The sequence below is a fragment of the Qipengyuania oceanensis genome (assembly GCF_009827535.1).
GTDB classification, from domain to species: Bacteria; Pseudomonadota; Alphaproteobacteria; order Sphingomonadales; family Sphingomonadaceae; genus Qipengyuania_C; species Qipengyuania_C oceanensis.
Genome location: NZ_WTYN01000002.1, coordinates 163510 through 180029, shown reverse-complemented (window position 1 = coordinate 180029; position 16520 = coordinate 163510). Strand labels below are relative to the sequence as shown.

Annotated in this window: 13 protein-coding genes and 2 tRNA genes; 9 read left to right on the top strand and 6 right to left on the bottom strand. The window is 64.4% G+C overall.

Annotated features, from left to right (window positions below):
* Nucleotides 1-80 precede the first annotated feature (80 nt).
* A complete protein-coding gene (locus GRI48_RS11530) occupies nucleotides 81-1181 on the top strand; it encodes a phosphatase PAP2 family protein (RefSeq protein WP_160676183.1) in 1101 nt (366 codons plus the stop codon).
* Here GRI48_RS11530 and GRI48_RS11525 read toward each other — a convergent pair.
* Nucleotides 1142-2272 carry a beta-ketoacyl-ACP synthase III gene (locus GRI48_RS11525; RefSeq protein WP_160676180.1) on the bottom strand — a complete coding sequence of 377 codons (1131 nt, stop codon included), beginning with the start codon at nucleotides 2270-2272 and terminating at the stop codon, nucleotides 1142-1144. The genes GRI48_RS11530 and GRI48_RS11525 overlap by 40 nt on opposite strands.
* A 79-nt stretch (nucleotides 2273-2351) precedes the next feature.
* Between GRI48_RS11525 and GRI48_RS11520 the strand changes: the two genes are divergently transcribed.
* From GRI48_RS11520 to accC, 3 genes are all read left to right on the top strand, one after another.
* Nucleotides 2352-2810: a type II 3-dehydroquinate dehydratase gene (locus GRI48_RS11520; protein ID WP_160676177.1), complete on the top strand. Its 459-nt coding sequence runs from the start codon at nucleotides 2352-2354 to the stop codon at nucleotides 2808-2810.
* A gap of 70 nt (nucleotides 2811-2880) precedes the next feature.
* Nucleotides 2881-3369 carry an acetyl-CoA carboxylase biotin carboxyl carrier protein gene (accB, locus tag GRI48_RS11515; RefSeq protein ID WP_160676174.1) on the top strand — a complete coding sequence of 163 codons (489 nt, stop codon included), beginning with the start codon at nucleotides 2881-2883 and terminating at the stop codon, nucleotides 3367-3369.
* A 7-nt stretch (nucleotides 3370-3376) separates the two neighbouring features.
* Nucleotides 3377-4726 (top strand): acetyl-CoA carboxylase biotin carboxylase subunit, encoded by a 1350-nt coding sequence (gene accC, locus GRI48_RS11510; protein ID WP_160676171.1) that lies wholly within the window; start codon nucleotides 3377-3379, stop codon nucleotides 4724-4726.
* A gap of 36 nt (nucleotides 4727-4762) precedes the next feature.
* Here the strand turns inward: accC and GRI48_RS11505 are convergent, their stop codons facing one another.
* Nucleotides 4763-5227 (bottom strand): Lrp/AsnC family transcriptional regulator, encoded by a 465-nt coding sequence (locus GRI48_RS11505; protein WP_160676168.1) that lies wholly within the window; start codon nucleotides 5225-5227, stop codon nucleotides 4763-4765.
* Between the two features lie 243 nt (nucleotides 5228-5470).
* Here GRI48_RS11505 and GRI48_RS11500 point away from each other — a divergent pair, with 243 nt between their 5' ends.
* The 4 genes from GRI48_RS11500 (at nucleotide 5471) to GRI48_RS11485 (ending at nucleotide 8864) form a co-directional block, all read left to right on the top strand.
* On the top strand, nucleotides 5471-7213 hold the full coding sequence (locus GRI48_RS11500; RefSeq protein ID WP_160676165.1) for a histidine kinase dimerization/phospho-acceptor domain-containing protein: 1743 nt from the start codon (nucleotides 5471-5473) through the stop codon (nucleotides 7211-7213).
* A 79-nt stretch (nucleotides 7214-7292) separates the two neighbouring features.
* Nucleotides 7293-7369 (top strand) — tRNA-Ile (locus GRI48_RS11495).
* Nucleotides 7370-7398: 29 nt separating this feature from the next.
* A tRNA-Pro gene (locus tag GRI48_RS11490) sits at nucleotides 7399-7475 on the top strand.
* A gap of 27 nt (nucleotides 7476-7502) precedes the next feature.
* The gene (locus tag GRI48_RS11485) at nucleotides 7503-8864 is read left to right on the top strand and encodes an MATE family efflux transporter (protein ID WP_160676162.1); all 1362 of its coding nucleotides are present in this window, start codon (nucleotides 7503-7505) and stop codon (nucleotides 8862-8864) included.
* Nucleotides 8865-8888: 24 nt separating this feature from the next.
* On the opposite strand, the gene GRI48_RS11480 is transcribed toward GRI48_RS11485, so the two are convergent.
* The 4 genes from GRI48_RS11480 to GRI48_RS11465 all read right to left on the bottom strand — a co-directional run bounded on the left by GRI48_RS11480 (nucleotide 8889) and on the right by GRI48_RS11465 (nucleotide 14664).
* Nucleotides 8889-11228, bottom strand: a complete 2340-nt coding sequence (locus GRI48_RS11480) for a TonB-dependent receptor (protein ID WP_160676159.1) — start codon at nucleotides 11226-11228, stop codon at nucleotides 8889-8891.
* Between the two features lie 171 nt (nucleotides 11229-11399).
* Nucleotides 11400-12941 (bottom strand): PH domain-containing protein, encoded by a 1542-nt coding sequence (locus GRI48_RS11475; protein WP_160676156.1) that lies wholly within the window; start codon nucleotides 12939-12941, stop codon nucleotides 11400-11402.
* The gene (locus tag GRI48_RS11470) at nucleotides 12938-13414 is read right to left on the bottom strand and encodes a PH domain-containing protein (protein WP_237451917.1); all 477 of its coding nucleotides are present in this window, start codon (nucleotides 13412-13414) and stop codon (nucleotides 12938-12940) included. The genes GRI48_RS11475 and GRI48_RS11470 overlap by 4 nt, the downstream gene beginning before the upstream one ends.
* A 47-nt stretch (nucleotides 13415-13461) precedes the next feature.
* Nucleotides 13462-14664, bottom strand: coding sequence for a GGDEF domain-containing protein (locus GRI48_RS11465; RefSeq protein ID WP_160676142.1), 1203 nt, complete (start codon nucleotides 14662-14664; stop codon nucleotides 13462-13464).
* A 175-nt stretch (nucleotides 14665-14839) separates the two neighbouring features.
* On the opposite strand from GRI48_RS11465, the gene ettA reads away from it, so the two are divergent.
* Nucleotides 14840-16519 carry an energy-dependent translational throttle protein EttA gene (gene ettA, locus GRI48_RS11460; protein ID WP_160676139.1) on the top strand — a complete coding sequence of 560 codons (1680 nt, stop codon included), beginning with the start codon at nucleotides 14840-14842 and terminating at the stop codon, nucleotides 16517-16519.
* Nucleotide 16520: the final 1 nt, after the last annotated feature.

Below are 16520 nucleotides of genomic sequence, written 5' to 3'. Positions count from 1 at the left end.
ACCCACCAGCCTGCATACGAAGCGTTAACCATGTCCGCGTAACGCTGGACGCGACCTAGATTGCGCGACGGGACGGACGGGTGAGCGACGTAGACAACTCTGACATGGCTGGAAGGCCTTCCGGTGCCTGGCACCAGATCGCTCGCGATATACCGATCTACATCATATCGCTGGGCCTTCTGGCAGTCGTGTGGACGCTGCAGGTCGTCTACGGCCAGCCGCCCAATATCGAGACGGTCGCGCGCAATTTCCGGCTCTACTTCGCCGCGATCCTGGTGCTCGGCTTCGTTCACCTGCTTGTCCTGCTGATCGCCAACCGGCCCGACAGCCCGATTTCTTTCGTGCGGGAGCGTTATTCCGCTCTCGCCACCTCGCCCGCCTTCCTTGCCAGGCTGCCGCTGTTTGCCATGCTGGTCGTCATGATGCCGCTGTTCTCGGCGATGAAATCGATGATTCCGCTGTTCAACCCGTACAGCTGGGATGCGACCTTCATTGCGTGGGACCAGGCGATTTTCTTCGGCCACGATGCCTGGCAAGTCCTGCAACCGGCACTAGGCTTTCCCGTCGTAACCGCGACGCTCGCCTTCCTCTATCACACATGGATCCTGCTCCCCTACGTCGGGACGATCTACATCCTGTTCTTTGCAGCCGGCGCGCGGGTCATGCGGCAGTACATGCTCGCCTTCTTCATGACCTGGTCTCTGATCGGCGGCCTGCTCGCCACCTTCCTGTCGAGCGTCGGCCCGGTGTTCCTGCAACCCCTGCTCGGGAATGACCACTTCGCCGCACAGATGGCCTATCTCCATGCCGCCAACGAGCAGGTCCCGATCATGACCCTGCGGGTGCAGGAACTGCTGGTCGAATGGCACAACGCCAAGGAGAACGGCCTCGGCGCGGGGATCACCGCCATGCCGAGCATGCATGTCGCGATGGCTTTCCTGTTCTGGCTGGCGATGCGCCGCATCTCGCGCCTTCTCGGCGCGTTCTTTCTCGGCTTCTTCGTCATCACCTGGATCAGTTCGGTCCACCTCGCCTACCATTACGCGGTCGACGGACTGGTCGCGATCGTGGCGGTCTCGGCGATCTGGTGGTCGGCAGGCGCAGTCCTGAAATGGTGGGACGCGCGGCTGGATCTTCGCGCTCAGCCCACCTTGCGGACGAACACCGTCCCGGCCGAATAACCGGCCCCGAAACTGCAGATAAGGCCGGTATCGCCCGGCGCCAGGTCCGCATTGTGCAGGTCGAATGCGATGATCGATCCAGCGCTCGACGTGTTGCCATAGGTGTCGAGCACCGTCGGGCTTTCGTCGTCGCTCGCCTCGTGGCCAAGCACGCGCTGGGCGATGAGCCGGTTCATCCCGGCATTCGCCTGATGCAGCCAGAGGCGTCGCAAGGTTTGCGGATCGATGCCGAGCTTGTCCGCCTCTTCGCAGATCATCGTCGCGACCATCGGCACCACTTCCTTGAATACCTTGCGCCCTTCCTGAACGAACAACTTGTCCGGCGCGTCGGCGCTTTCGGGATGCGCACGGTTGAGGAAGCCGAAATTGTTGCGGATGTTGTTCGAGAACACCGTCTTGAGCTTCGTGCCGAGGATTTCCCAGTGCTGCTCCGGGGCGATCGCCTTGTCCTCGACCAGCACGGCAGTCGCCACGTCGCCGAAGATGAAATGGCTGTCGCGGTCGCGCCAGTTGAGATGTCCGCTGGTGATCTCGGGGCTTACGACCAGAACGCTGCGCGCATTGCCTGCACGGATGTAGTCCGCGGCGGTCTGTATCCCGAACGTGGCGGACGAGCACGCGACATTCATGTCGAAGCCGAAGCCGTCGATGCCCAGCGCGTCCTGGATTTCCACCGCCATCGCCGGATAGGGTCGCTGCATGTTTGAGGCCGCGCACAGCACCGCGTCGACATCGGCGACGTCGCGCCCCGCCCGCTCGAGCGCCTGCCGGCAGGCTTTCACGCCGATTTCTGCGAGGATGGAGAGTTGCTCGTCGGGCCGTTCGGGCCAGCGGGGCGCCATGATCGCGGGGTCGAGCACCGGCTCCTTCGCCATAACGTGGCGCGCCTTGATCCCGCTGGCCTTCTCGATGAACTCGACCGAGCTCGGCTGCAATGGCTCGATGTCGCCAGCCGCGATCGCCTCGGCGTTCTCCGAATTGAAACGCTCCACGTAAGCGTTGAAGCTCGCGACGAGTTCTTCGTTGGTGATGCTGTCTTCGGGCGTGAACAGCCCGGTGGCGGAAATGACGGGTATGCCGGTGTAGTCCATGTCCGCTGGTTAGGCGCGCGAAACTGGCGCTGCAAGACGGGCTGGATCGCAAATCCGCAGCAAGCTAGAGGCTGCACGCATGAGCGCATCCGACACCGCCGCCGACCTCGTCTATGTTCTAAACGGGCCCAATCTGAACTTGCTCGGCATGCGCGAGCCGGAGATCTACGGCCATCGGACGCTCGACGATATCGCCGCGATGGTCGAGGACAATGCTGCCGGCCACGGCCTGCGAACCGAGTTCCGCCAGACAAACCACGAAGGCGAGCTGGTCGACTGGCTGCACGAAGCACAGGCGCTGGGCGCGAAGGCCGTCCTGCTCAACGCTGCAGCCTATACGCACACCTCGATCGCGCTGCTCGATGCGATCAAGGCCATCACGGTGCCGGTGGTCGAGGTGCACCTGTCCGATCCGTCCACGCGGGAGGAATTCCGCCACTTGTCGTACGTAGGCATGGCGGCCGCAATGACCGTCCAAGGACACGGCGCGGACAGCTATCTCATCGCACTGGATGCAGTCGCGAACGGTGAATTGTGACCCTTCGCCCCTTGCCAGCCACAATTCGCGTGAATAGGCAGCCCCGCACGAAATCAGCGATGGAGCCATTATGGCCGATAGCAAGAGCCAGGCGTCGCGTACGTCCGGCATGAATGTCGATACGAACCTGGTTCGCGAGCTGGCTGACATGCTGGCGGAATCCGGTCTCACCGAAATCGAGGTTGAAGACGGCGATCGCAAGATCCGCGTGTCGCGCGGTGGCGGGGTCGCTATGGCAGCGCCTGCTCCGATCATGGCGGCCCCTGCGGCGGCGGCTGCAGCTCCGGTGGCCGACAATGCGAGTGCGGATGCCGCGGCAAGCCATGCCGATGCCCAGAAATCGCCGATGGTCGGCACGGTTTATCTCGCCCCCGAACCCGGCGCGGCCGACTTCGTTTCGGTCGGCGACACGGTCAAGAAGGGCGATACCGTCCTCATCATCGAGGCGATGAAGGTCATGAACCCGATCCACGCTGCGAAGGACGGGAAGGTCACGGCGATCCTCGTGGAAAACGCGCAACCGGTGGAATTCGACCAGCCGCTGGTCGTCATCGGGTAATCGAACGATGGGCATCAGCCGGATATTGATCGCCAATCGCGGCGAAATCGCGCTTCGCATCCATCGCGCCGCGCACGAAATGGGCATCGAGACCGTTGCCGTCCATTCGACCGCAGATGCCGACGCGATGCACGTCCGGCTGGCCGACCACGCGGTCTGCATCGGACCGCCCAGCGCGACCGACAGCTACCTCAACATCGCGGCGATCATTTCGGCGGCGGAAGTCGCCCATGCCGATGCGATCCATCCCGGTTACGGCTTCCTGTCGGAGAACGCCCGGTTTGCCGAAATCGTCGAGGCGCACGACATCGCCTGGATCGGACCCAAGCCGGAGCATATCCGGACAATGGGCGACAAGGTCCAGGCCAAGAAGACCGCCGGCGAACTCGGCCTGCCGCTGGTCCCCGGCTCGGCGGGCGCGGTGTCCGACTACGACGAAGCGCGCCAGATCGCTGCCGAGATCGGCTACCCGGTCATCATCAAGGCCGCTTCGGGCGGCGGCGGTCGCGGCATGAAGGTGTGCGAGGCCGAAGACCAGCTCGAAACCCTGATGAAACAGGCAGGGAGCGAGGCGAAGGCAGCCTTCGGCGACGCCACTGTCTACATCGAGAAGTATCTCGGCAATCCGCGCCACATCGAATTCCAGGTGTTCGGCGACGGCCGCGGCGGAGCGATCCATCTCGGCGAGCGCGACTGTTCGCTCCAGCGCCGGCACCAGAAGGTGCTCGAGGAAGCGCCCTCGCCCGTGATCTCGGACGAGGATCGCACGCGTATGGGCGAGGTCTGCGCGCAGGCGATGCGCGACATGCAGTATCGCGGCGCCGGCACGATCGAGTTCCTGTGGGAAGATGGCGAGTTCTATTTCATCGAGATGAATACCCGCCTGCAGGTCGAGCACCCCGTGACCGAGGCGATTACCGGCGTGGACCTGGTGCGCGAACAGATCCGCATCGCAGATGGCAAATCGCTGTCGTGCGAGCAGAAGGATATCGAGTTCAAGGGCCACGCGATCGAATGCCGCATCAATGCGGAAGACCCGTTCACCTTCGCTCCTTCGCCCGGCCTCGTCACCTCCTACCACCCGGCTGGTGGCATGCATGTGCGGGTCGATAGCGGGCTCTACGCCGGGTATCGCATCCCGCCCTACTACGACAGCATGGTCGCCAAGCTGATCGTCTATGGGCGCACGCGCGAACGCTGCATCATGCGGCTGCGCCGCGCCCTCGAGGAAATGGTCGTCGAAGGCGTGAAGACGAACATCCCGCTGCACCGGGAACTGCTCCAGCAGGACGATGTGCTGAGCGGCGACTATTCGATCAAGTGGCTCGAGGACTGGCTCGAAGAACGCGAAGACTGAGCGAGGCTGACCCAGCGCGAATTGCGCGGTCGGGCCTTATTCCAGCGGAACGCCGGGTTCGTGCTTAGCCGTGCGGATCGTGAGCGAAGTCTTGACGCTGTCGACATTGGGCGCCGGCGTCAGCTTGCTGGTGAGAAACTCCTGGAAGCTCTGCAAGTCACGGCTGACGATCTTGAGGATGAAGTCGATTTCGCCGTTTAGCATGTGGCATTCCCGGACCTCGGGCAGTTGCTTCATGTGATCCTCGAACTCGCGCAGCGCGCTTTCCGCCTGGCTCTTCAGACTGACCATCGCGAACACGGTGATCGCGAATCCCAGTTTCGAGGCGTCGAGTTCGGCGTGGTAACCTTGGATCACGCCCTCTTCCTCGAGCGCGCGGACCCGGCGCAGGCAAGGCGGCGCGGTCAGCCCGACACGTTGCGCCAGTTCGACATTGGTTACGCGCCCTTCGGCCTGCAATTCTGCAAGCAGCCGACGATCGATACTATCCAGACTGGCCATTCTCGCCCCCATTCACGGCCCTGCGGCTGGCAAGGCGTTGCGCGCCGTGCGCCTTCTGATGCTGGAAAGAGCAACGAAACGCGATTGTGCGCGCAATTATCTAAAACAAAATTATTGCCGACCGCAATTGTCCCGCTTTGCAACGCGTGGATAACTCGGCCGTGCAACCCCATGTGGAGGTGATACTGCGTCGGTGCGGAAGTATGTCTTTCGCACGAGCAGTTTCGCCACGCCGGAGACCCGATGCATTTCGACGACCGCCTTGCCACAGTGCTGCGCCACCGCGCCGCGGGCGAAGCGGCTGCGCGCACGCAGTTCCGGCAATTGCTCGATTTGCTGGGTGCGCATCGGGAGGGACGCGACGAGAGCTTGCGCGCCGCTGCCTGGCTACGGCTCGGCGCGCTGGGCGAGATGATCCCGAGCCGCGAACGGGCAGCAATGATCGCCGAGCGCGGATGGCGCTTTCGCAATCCGGAGCTTGCCGCACACCTCGCCGAGGACGAGCCCGATGTCGCCGCTGCCGCGCTGGCTCGCGCCGACCTCGACGAATCGGACTGGGCGGCCTTGATACCGACATTGCCGATCCGCGCGCGCGGCTTCTTGCGTTTGCGCAAGGACCTGCCGCCACAGGCGGAGCGCGTGCTCGACCGGCTGGGCGTCAGCGATCGCGGGCTGCCAATGCCGGAGATCCAATCTGCACCGGACATCATCGAACTGCCCCACCAGGACGAAGTGCCGGATGCTGCAAGCGATGAAGATGAGGACGACGCCTTCGAACTGACGGTCGAAGACGATGGCGAAAGCGACGAACCCGCCCCATCTGCCCTGCCCAACGTCGGCGAGATCGGCGCCCTCGTTGCGCGGATCGAGGCATTCCAGCGATCGCGTTCGGCTCCTGCGGTCGATGGCGATCCGCGGCTACCGCTCGGCGAAGAGAAACGCGCTGCCCCGCGCGCGCCATTGCTTAATTTCGCCTTTTCGACGGACGGAACCGGCCGCGTCGAGTGGGCAGAGCCACGCGTCGCGCCGATGGTCGTCGGGCTCGACCTGACCGGGCTCGATCCGGCGATCGACGCCGCCTTCGGCAATCGCCAGCCGATCCGCAGCAGCATGGTCGACTTGCCCGGTGCCGAAGCGGTCGCGGGCGAATGGGTGCTCGACGCCGTGCCTCGGTTCTCGCGCCCGTCCGGTCGCTTCACCGGCTACGCGGGCAAGCTGCGCCGCCCTGCCGCCAGCGCCCTTCCCGAGACGACGTCGCATCACCAGCGCGAGGCCGACCGGATTCGTCAGCTGCTCCACGAATTGCGCACGCCGGTAAACGCGATCCAGGGCTTTGCCGAAGTCATCCAGCAACAGCTGTTCGGCATGACGCCGCATGAATACCGCGCGCTCGCCGCGGCCATCGCCGGTGACAGCGCGCGCATGCTGGCGGGCTTCGACGAGCTCGACCGGCTGGCCCGGCTCGAGGCCGGCCAGATTGCTCTCGATACCGGCGAATGTGCTTTGGGCGAGGTCGTCCGGCGCTTGCTCGACCAACTGCAGGGGGTGCTCAAGGCCCGGGTCGCCGGGTTCGAGGCGCGCCTGTCCGACCTGCCCTGCCCCGTGGCGATTGCTGAAGCCGACAGCGAACAGCTGGTCTGGCGGATGATGGCGACGCTCGCGGGTCTGGTGCGCGGAGGCGAGCGGCTCGGGATCGAACTCGTCTGCGACCGCGATGAGGTCGTTCTCGCCTGCGAATTGCCGGCGAGCCTGACGGGCGTCGGCGACATCTTCTCTACCGAATTTCACGCGACCGGAAACGCGGTGAGTTCGGGCATTTTCGGAGCGGGCTTCACCCTTCGCCTCGCCCGCGCGGAAGCGCGCTCGGCCGGCGGCAACCTTGCCCGGATCAAGGATCACCTCGTGCTGACGCTGCCGATCGCATCCGGCAATCCCGCTGCCGAGGCCGAAGAGCCATCCGAACGACGCTTCGCGGCAGGCAGATAACACAGCAAGTCCGCTTGCCTATGGCCGCGCTTGCCGCTAGCGGATGCCCCGCCGACACACCGTCATCCGGATCGGGTACGGGCCTGTAGCTCAGTTGGTTAGAGCTGGCCGCTCATAACGGCTAGGTCGCGGGTTCGAGTCCTGCCGGGCCCACCACCGGACGGCTGCAGGCGGCGAGGATCGGTCGGGGAGTGGCGCAGCCTGGTAGCGCATCTGTTTTGGGAACAGAGGGTCGCAGGTTCGAATCCTGTCTCCCCGACCAACCTTCGCAGCGGAGACTGAACGGGAAATGTTCTACCGCGTCCGCGAAACATCCATCGATCCCAGGCTGATATGGGCGATCGCCCTGCCCGCCATGGTGACGAATGTCGCGACCGCACTGATCGGCGTAGGCGACATGTGGATCGTCGGACAACTCGACGATGCGCCGACCCAGGGCGCGGTCGATGTCGGCGCGCGCATCTTCGCAATCCTGTTCACGGTGATGAACTTCCTCAAGACCGGCACCACCGGTCTGGTCGCACAGGCCGGCGCGCGCGACGGTGCGGCGGAGCAGGTCGCAACCCTGTTGCGCGGCCTGACGATCGCCGCGATCATCGGTTTCGGCCTGCTTGCGCTGCGGCCCTTATTGCTGCCCCTGCTGCTCGATGCGCTGGGAGCGCAAGCCGACGTGCTCGAGGCGGCAAGCATGTACGCCGGTATCCGCTACTGGACCGCGCCGGGCGTCATGTTCAATCTCGCACTGGTCGGCTATCTCGTCGGGCAGCGCCGCATGACGACCGTTCTGATCGTCGAAGTGGCCTACAACCTGCTCAATGTCGGGCTGGGCCTCTGGCTGGTGCTCGGCGTCGGCAGCGGCATCGCGGGCATCGGTTGGTCCAGCTTCGTCGCGGAATACGCCAAGCTCGCCGTGCTGATCGCGCTTGTCGCGGGAGGTCCGACGCGAGGCCATATCGCCGATGCGATCCGCGGCGGCGGAGTGCTGGCGCGCGACAAGCTGCTGCCCTTCCTCAGCGTCAATCGCGACCTATTCCTGCGTACGGTGGTACTGATGCTGGCGCTCGCCGCCCTCACCCGCATTTCCGCCGAGCGCGGCGCGGTGGTGCTCGCGGCGAACGGGATCATGTACCAGATGTTCGTGCTGTCAGCGCTGTTCCTCGACGGGTTCGAGAACGCAGCGCAGGTCATCCACGGGGAACGTTATGGCGCAAAGGACCGCGACGGCTTCCTCGCCTATACCGGCGCGATCCTGAAACGCGGCCTTATGGGCGCAGCCATCGCCGCGCTCGGCTTCGAACTGTTCGCGGACCCGCTACTGGCAAGTTTCGCCGCCACGCCCGAAGTCGCGCGCACAGCGCAGGACCTCAAGCTGTGGCTGGTCCTGATCCCCTTTGCCGGGGTAGCGAGCTTCGTCCTCGACGGGGTTTTCGTCGGTGCGAGCTGGACCCGCGCAATGCTGCTCTCGATGGCCGGAGCGGCGCTGGTCTATGCCGCGATGCTCAGGGCGACATGGCCGATGGGCAGCGACGGCCTGTGGCTGAGTTTCGTCGTCTTCCTCGCGGCACGTGCGGCGTTGCAGCTTGCGCTGATACCGCGACTGGTCGCGCGCGACCTGCCCGATGCGAACGTGGACGGGGGACATCACAATTGACGCCCCCGCCCCGCACCTGGCGTCCTACCAGCGGTAGCCGACCTCCACGCCCCAGATGCGCGGTTCGTTGACCATCGCAGTGAGGTTGTTGAAGTCGATGCCGCTGACCGCGCTCTCGTCGTCGGTGATGTTGCGCACGAACGCCGCCACGTCGAAGCTGTCGGTCTGGTAGCCGACCCGCAGCCCGCCTTCGAGCAGGTGATCGTCCTGGAATTCGACCGATTCGTAGAGGAAGAAATTGATCTTCGAACGATACGACCAGTCGGTGAAGGCGTAGATTTCACCCGCCCCCATCGGCACGCCGAACCGCGCGGTCCAGTTGGCGATCCACTTCGGCGCCTGCGGCAGCGAATTGCCGTCGATGCTGACGACCGCCGCGGAGAAGGGCGCTGCCGGCACCACGATCGGATCGAGCACGGTGCACAGCGACACGTCCGGGAAGGTGTCGACCCGCGTCCCGCCGCAAGCGGCAGTCGTCAGGCCCTCGTCCTGGATCTCGGTGTTGTTGTAGCTGAGACCCGCCGTCAGCAGCAGATTGTCGGTCGCGGCGAGTTCCGCGTCCATCTCGAAGCCATAACCGCGCACGTTGTCGGCATTGACCAACCGGTTCGCATTCACGTCCCCGCCGACCGCAGTCAGCTGCGCATCGTTGAGATTGTAGAGGAAACCGGCGAGGTTGAAGCGAGCGCGCCCGCCGAGCAGCGTCGACTTGAGCCCGCCTTCGTAGGACGTGATCGTTTCCGAATCGGCGATCGTCACCCCGTCTTCGAGCGGCGTCGCCGTCGCCGGCGGGAACAGGATGCGGCCCTGGATGCTCGGCGCGCGATAGCCACGCGCCACACGGGCGTAGAGGTTGAGGTCGGGATTTACCTCGTAAACTGCGCTTGCATCCCAGGTGACCGTGTCGTCGCTGACCTCGCGGGTCACCGTGCCGAGCGGGTTCTGCAGGAATGTCGGGAATTGCGTGTCCTGGCTACGCACGACGACGAAGTCGCGCTTGTCGTCGTTGTAGCGCACGCCGCCGGTCAGGCTGAGCTGGTCGGTGATGTCGAAGGTGACCGAACCGAACACGCCGTACGACTTGCTGTTCTGCTCCTGCGCGACGACGATGTTGACGCCGCCCGGTGCATTGAGCGGATCGCCCAGCGTCGAATAGTTTTCCGACAGGATTTCGAGGTCTTCGTCGAAGTAGAAGAAGCCGGCCTGGTAGCTCAGCGGCCCGTCGCCGTTGCTGGCGATGCGGACTTCCTGGGTGAACTGGTCGAGCCCCGGTACGCTGTCGCGCGTTTCTGCGGTGAAGGGGATGTCGCCCGGCCCGTAAAGTGCTGGAGGCAGGAAATTCGCGCCGAAGCCGCCGTCGACATCGCCGACCGAGGTCGAGGTGCCGTGCCAGTAGCTGGTCACAGAGATCAGCGACACGGGTCCCAGATCCCACGTCACCTTTGCCGACAGGTTCGAGGTATCGAGGCTCTGGTCGTTCTTGCCGTCGACCGAAACCCGGTCGCGATCGAAGTTCTCGTTCAGACCTTCCTGCCCGCGGGTGAAGTTGTTGGCGCGGAAGATGCGGGCCGTACCGTCGAGCGAGCGGAACTGGCCGGCGACCAGCACTTCCAGATCGTCGGTCAGCTGGCCTTGTGCCTGCAGCCGGAACGCGAGATCCTCGTACCCGCCGAGCGCGTCTTCCTCGGTGCCCGAAGGCAGCACGTTGTCGACCCAGTCGTCCTGACGCTGGTAAAGCCCCGACACGCGCACGGCGAAGCGATCGCCCATCGGCACGTTCACCGCCGCTTCGGCATTGATGTTGTTGAACCGGCCATAGGAAATGCGGCCATAGCCTTCGGAGACGTCCTGCGGCTTGACCGAATCGAACTTGACGATGCCGGCAGGCGTGTTGCGGCCGAACAGCGTGCCCTGCGGCCCGCGCAGTACTTCGACCTGTTGCATGTCGAATACCGGGAAGCCCTTGAGGATCGGGTTTTCCAGCACGACGTCGTCATAGACCAGGCTTACCGGCTGCGAGGCGTTGAAGTCGAAATCGGTGTTGCCGAGCCCGCGGATGTAGAAGCGCGGGAACGTCCGCCCGAACGAGCTTTCGACCAGCAGGCTGGGCACCTTGCCAGACAGCGCGCGAATGTCCGCGCCGCCGCTGTTCAGAGCGACCAGCTGGTCCTCGCCGATGGCGGTGACCGAGATCGGCACGTCCTGGATGTTTTCCTCGCGGCGCTGCGCCGTCACGATGATCGTGCCGAGCGTGCCGTCTTCCTCGATGCCGCTGCTGTCCTGGGCGACGGCGGGAGCGGCACCGATGCCGCCAGCGATGGCAAAGCCCGCCGCACCGGCGAGCAGTTTGGAAATGCGTGTCATGGTCGAATGGTCCCTGTCGTTTCGCCGTTCGCGGATGCTGCGCGCTGCTAACCGCTCCCGAAAAGCGCGACCCGTCTTCCTCGGCACGCGCGATCTCTCGCGGCATTTGCCCGATGGGTCAATTTCCAGCGCAATCGGCTTACCGGATTTCCGGCAGGCGTTGCTTTCGCGCTACGCCTCCAAGTCGGCCTGGAGCCGCGAATAATCGGTCGCGGCAATGTCGCGCATCACCTCTGCCCGGATATGTTCGGCATCGGCCCGGCGCACGCCGGCAAAGCGCAAGTGCCCGCCCGGCAGCCCGAAATGAAGCTCGACGTAGTCGGCAAGCCGACCGAGCGGACCCTGCCTGATCTCGACCGACTGGATCCGCTGGCGCGGTGCGATCATCAGCTTCCGGCTGAACACCCCGCTGCGATAATAGAGTTGCCCGCTATCGAGGGCATGGCGATATTGCCGCCAGTCGAGCCACTGCCGCGCCGCCACCAGCGGGATCCCGAGGCCCGCGACCGCAACGCCGGCCAGCGGGTCGATCCACCAGCCCGCCATGGCTGCGGCGTAGAGCGTGACGAGGGCCAAGGCGCCAAAGCCTACCAGCCAGCGCGCAGCGACCGCGCGATGCCAGTGCGTGGTATCGGGCGGCATCCGCAGCGCCGCCTCGCCCACGATAGGCAGGATTTCCTCCATCTGCGCGAAGGGTGCCGCATCGTGGTTCGAGCCGCCCGAATCCTGGGCGAGGCTGACGAACTTCAACCCGTGCCATCCCCACAACCGCCGGAGCCAGCCGGTGGTCACGATGCCGGCCTGGACCCGCTGGACCGGCATGACCACGTCGGTCCACGTGAAGAGGCCGCGACGACGCCGGAAGCCCCGCTCGCTGCGCGTGAGCGTGAAGCCCCATTCGCGCACTGCCGTCCGCGCGACACCAGTGAGGACGCCCACGATTGCGACCGAGATCAGGCCGAAGACCGCGGCCACGATCTGGGCCTGCAGGCCGAATCCGATCATCCAGCCGACCAAACCGCCGAAACGGTCGCGCCATTGCGATGCCGCCCAGATGTCGAACGGCAGCAGAAAATCGAACTGCTGCAGAAGGCCGGCAAGGACGCCGAAAACCACGAGCGAGAATTCGAACAGGCCGAACAGCGCCACGCGGCCCGGCGACATCGCGAACAGGACGTCTTCGGTTTCGCTCTCCTCGCCAGCCCTGGCAGCCTCTGCTTCCTCGCCAGTCGCTGCGTCTCCAGCTGCTTCCGCACGCCGCGACCTGACCAGCCGGCGCAACCGCTCGCCTTCCGCTTCGCTGACGTATGCGAGCGCGATATCGTCTTTGCCCCCGGCACCCGTCTCGAACCTGAGTTCGGCCAGGCCGAGAAGCCGCGCGACGAGATTCTGTTCGACGCTGACATCCTGAATCCGCTCGTAGGGAACGGAGCGCGCCTTGCGGCTGAGAAGGCCGCTTTCGACGCGGATGTCGTCGGGGCCCGTCGTGTACGTCCGGCGCCACCAATCGAGGATGACCACCAGCAGAATGACAGCCAGTATGCCGAGAATGCCGCGAACCGCCATCACGTTCACGAGGTCGATCGATCGAATGGCGAACCACCCTGCGATGATGGGAAAGATCGTTTGCCGCAGCCCCTTGACCAAGTGCGGGATCAACCCGATCGGGCTGGTCCTGCGGGGGGCATCGACGTTTCCGGCAGGTTCGCTCACAGCGTTCCGCGCTTGATGTGACTGCGGATCGTCTCGCGCATCGCCACGGCATCCTTGTGCGCAAGACCCGGCAGCGAAACGCTGGAATTATGCGTTCCTGCCGTATGCAGCACCAGCGTCGCGAGGTTGAATGCACGCTCGAGCGGGCCTTGCAACACGTCCAGATGCTGGACCCGTCCGAAGGGAACGATGGTATCGCTGTAGAACAGGAATCCGGACACGATCCGCAAGCGGTCGTCGCCCATGTCGAAGCCCTTGCGGCGATAACGCCGCAGCGGGATCGCCATCACGATCGCAAGGGCGACAAGCGAGAGCGGCAGAAGGAAAAGCCCGTGTACGAGATCGGTCGCCAGCTCGAGCACGATGCCCGCGCCGACGAGCAGCACGACCTGCAAGCCGGTGCGGATTCGCATGACCTTGAGATAATTCGGATCGAGGGCAGTCAGCTCGCTCGCAACGGGTTCGGCGTCCATTCGAACCGTTTTAGCAGACTAACACACGTCCGCAAGCGGCTTCGATGTCAGCCGACCGCTGCGGTCGGAGCGAGATCGCGCGGCTCGACGATGTCGGGCGCCAGGGTAACCTGCTCGCCCACCACCCGGTCCCGGCCCTGTTCCTTGGCGCGATACAGCGCTGCATCCGCACGGGCGAACAGCCGGCCGTAGCCCTCGCCCGTCCGCCAGGTTGCCACGCCGAAGCTCGCGGTGATGCGCATGTCGGGTGAAACGCCGTCGATCGCGAGCGTCGCGAAACGGCTGCGCACGCGGTCCGCTAGCCGCACGGACGACGCGGAATCGCAGTTCCAGATCAGGAAGCAGTATTCCTCGCCGCCGATCCGGCCGACGAGGTCGCAATCGCGTGTCAGCCCGACTGCAAGCCGGCCGAAGGCGGCAATGGCATTGTCGCCCGCTTGGTGCCCCCAGATGTCGTTGACCTGCTTGAAATGGTCGATGTCGGCGACGACGAGCGAAACCGGCGTATCGGTATTGCCCGCGCTCGACAGCATCTCGATGGCGGCTTCCTCGAAACTGCGGCGCGTCATCAGCCCCGTAAGATCGTCCGTATCCGCTTCCTTGCGGACGGCCGTGATCTGGTCGGCCACGCACGCCGTCACCAGCGTCATCGCGAGCATCAGCGAGACGATCGCGACGCTGACGATGACCATCGAATAGTAGACGCTTTCCCGGTATTCCGAGGCCAGCATCGGCCCTTGAAGCGCGAGCTGGATCGGCACGCGGACGAAGAACTGCGCCGAGATCAGCGCCAGCAACAGGACGATGATGCGATCGATCGTGTCGTTGCGGGCAGAGCGCGAGAGGATCTGCGCGGTCAGGGCAAACAGCAGGCCATAGGTGGCGTTGGCCGCATAGAGTCGCGGATTGTGGTTGTCGCTGAAGGTGACCATGTAGATCACCGCGCTGCTGACCAGCGCAATGGTCACGATGGTTCGTAACCGGATGCGAACTCCGGCTCGCGAGCCGGTACCCCAGCAGATCGCCGACACCGACAGGCAGTAGACGAGGTGCATGACCAGCGTGGCGACCGCACCGTTGGGATCGGGCGAATAATGGAAGACCGCGAAGCCGACAGCGAGGGCGACATAGCCGATCGCGAAGGCGAGAATGTGCGACGCCTTGCGATTGCGCACCCACAGCATCACGAAGGTCATCGCGAACAATATCGCGATGGCCGGAGTGACCAGTCCGAGGATTTGCTGCTGCATTGTCTCTAGCCGAGGCCCCATGAATCGAACCCGGGTCCTACCCCCACAAGGTTAACGAACCTTTAGGCAAAACCGCGATGCGCAAGCACCCGCCCGCCTTGCCCCGCGGGACGCGACCCCCTATCTGCGCGCACAGATTCTCTTACAGCAGCAAATTCATCCGAAGGACCCGTCGATGGCCGCCCAGTACGCATATGTCATGAAAGGCATGACCAAGAGCTTTCCCGGTGCGCAGAAGCCCGTGCTCTCGAACATCAACCTCCAGTTCTACCAGGGCGCGAAGATCGGCATCGTCGGTCCGAACGGCGCCGGCAAGTCGACCCTGATGAAGATCATGGCCGGCATCGACACCGATTTTTCTGGCGAGGCCTGGCCGGGCGAGAACATCACCGTCGGCTACCTGCCGCAGGAGCCCGAGCTCGATGCTTCCAAGACGGTGCTGGAAAACGTCAAGGACGGTGCGCGCGACGTCGCCGACATGGTCGATCGCTTCAACGCCATCTCCGCCGAAATGGGCGATCCGCAGGACGACACCGATTTCGACGCGCTGATGGAAGAGATGGGCGTGCTGCAGGAAAAGATCGACGCGGTCGACGGCTGGACGCTCGACAACCAGCTCGAGATCGCGATGGAAGCGCTGCGCTGCCCGCCGTCGGACATGGGCGTCGAAAGCCTCTCGGGCGGCGAGAAGCGCCGCGTCGCGCTGACCCGCCTGCTGATCCAGAAGCCTTCGATCCTGCTGCTCGACGAGCCGACCAACCACCTCGATGCCGAAAGCGTCGAGTGGCTCGAAAACCATCTCAAGGAATATGCCGGCGCGGTGCTGATGATCACCCACGATCGCTACTTCCTCGATAACGTGGTGGAATGGATTCTCGAGCTCGATCGCGGCTCCTACTATCCCTACGAGGGCAATTACTCGACCTACCTCGAGAAGAAGGCCAAGCGCCTCGAGCAGGAGAGCCGCGAGGAATCGGGTCGCCAGAAATCATTGAGCCGCGAGCTCGAATGGATCCGGCAGACGCCCAGCGCGCGCCAGACCAAGTCGAAGGCGCGTATCCGCAAGTTCGAGGAACTGCAGGAAAGCCAGAAGGACAGGAAGCCCGGCAAGGCGCAGATCGTCATCCAGGTGCCCGAGCGGCTCGGCGGCAAGGTCATCGAGGCCAAGAACATCTCCAAGGCCTACGGCGACAAGCTCCTGTTCGAAAACCTTTCCTTCATGCTTCCGCCGGGCGGAATCGTCGGCGTGATCGGACCCAACGGCGCGGGCAAGTCCACGCTGTTCCGGATGATCACCGGGCAGGAAACGCCCGACAGCGGTACGATCGAGATCGGCGAGACAGTCCACCTCGGTTATGTCGACCAGAGCCGCGACGACCTGACGCCGACCAATAACGTCTGGGAAGAAATCTCCGACGGGCTCGACTACATGCAGGTCAACGGCCACGACACCAGCACGCGCGCCTACGTCGGTGCGTTCAACTTCAAGGGTGCCGACCAGCAGAAGAACGTCGGCAAGCTGTCGGGCGGTGAACGTAACCGCGTCCACATGGCCAAGATGCTCAAGACCGGCGGCAACGTGCTGCTGCTGGACGAGCCGACCAACGACCTCGACGTGGAAACGCTCGGCGCGCTCGAAGAGGCGATCGAGAATTTCGCTGGCTGCGCCGTGGTCATCTCGCACGACCGCTTCTTCCTCGACCGGCTGGCGACGCACATCCTAGCCTTCGAGGGCAACAGCCACGTCGAATGGTTCGAAGGCAATTTCGAAGCCTATGAAGAAGACAAGCGCCGCCGCCTCGGCGACGCGGCGGATCGTCCGACGCGCCTCGCCTACAAGAAACTGACGCGGTAAC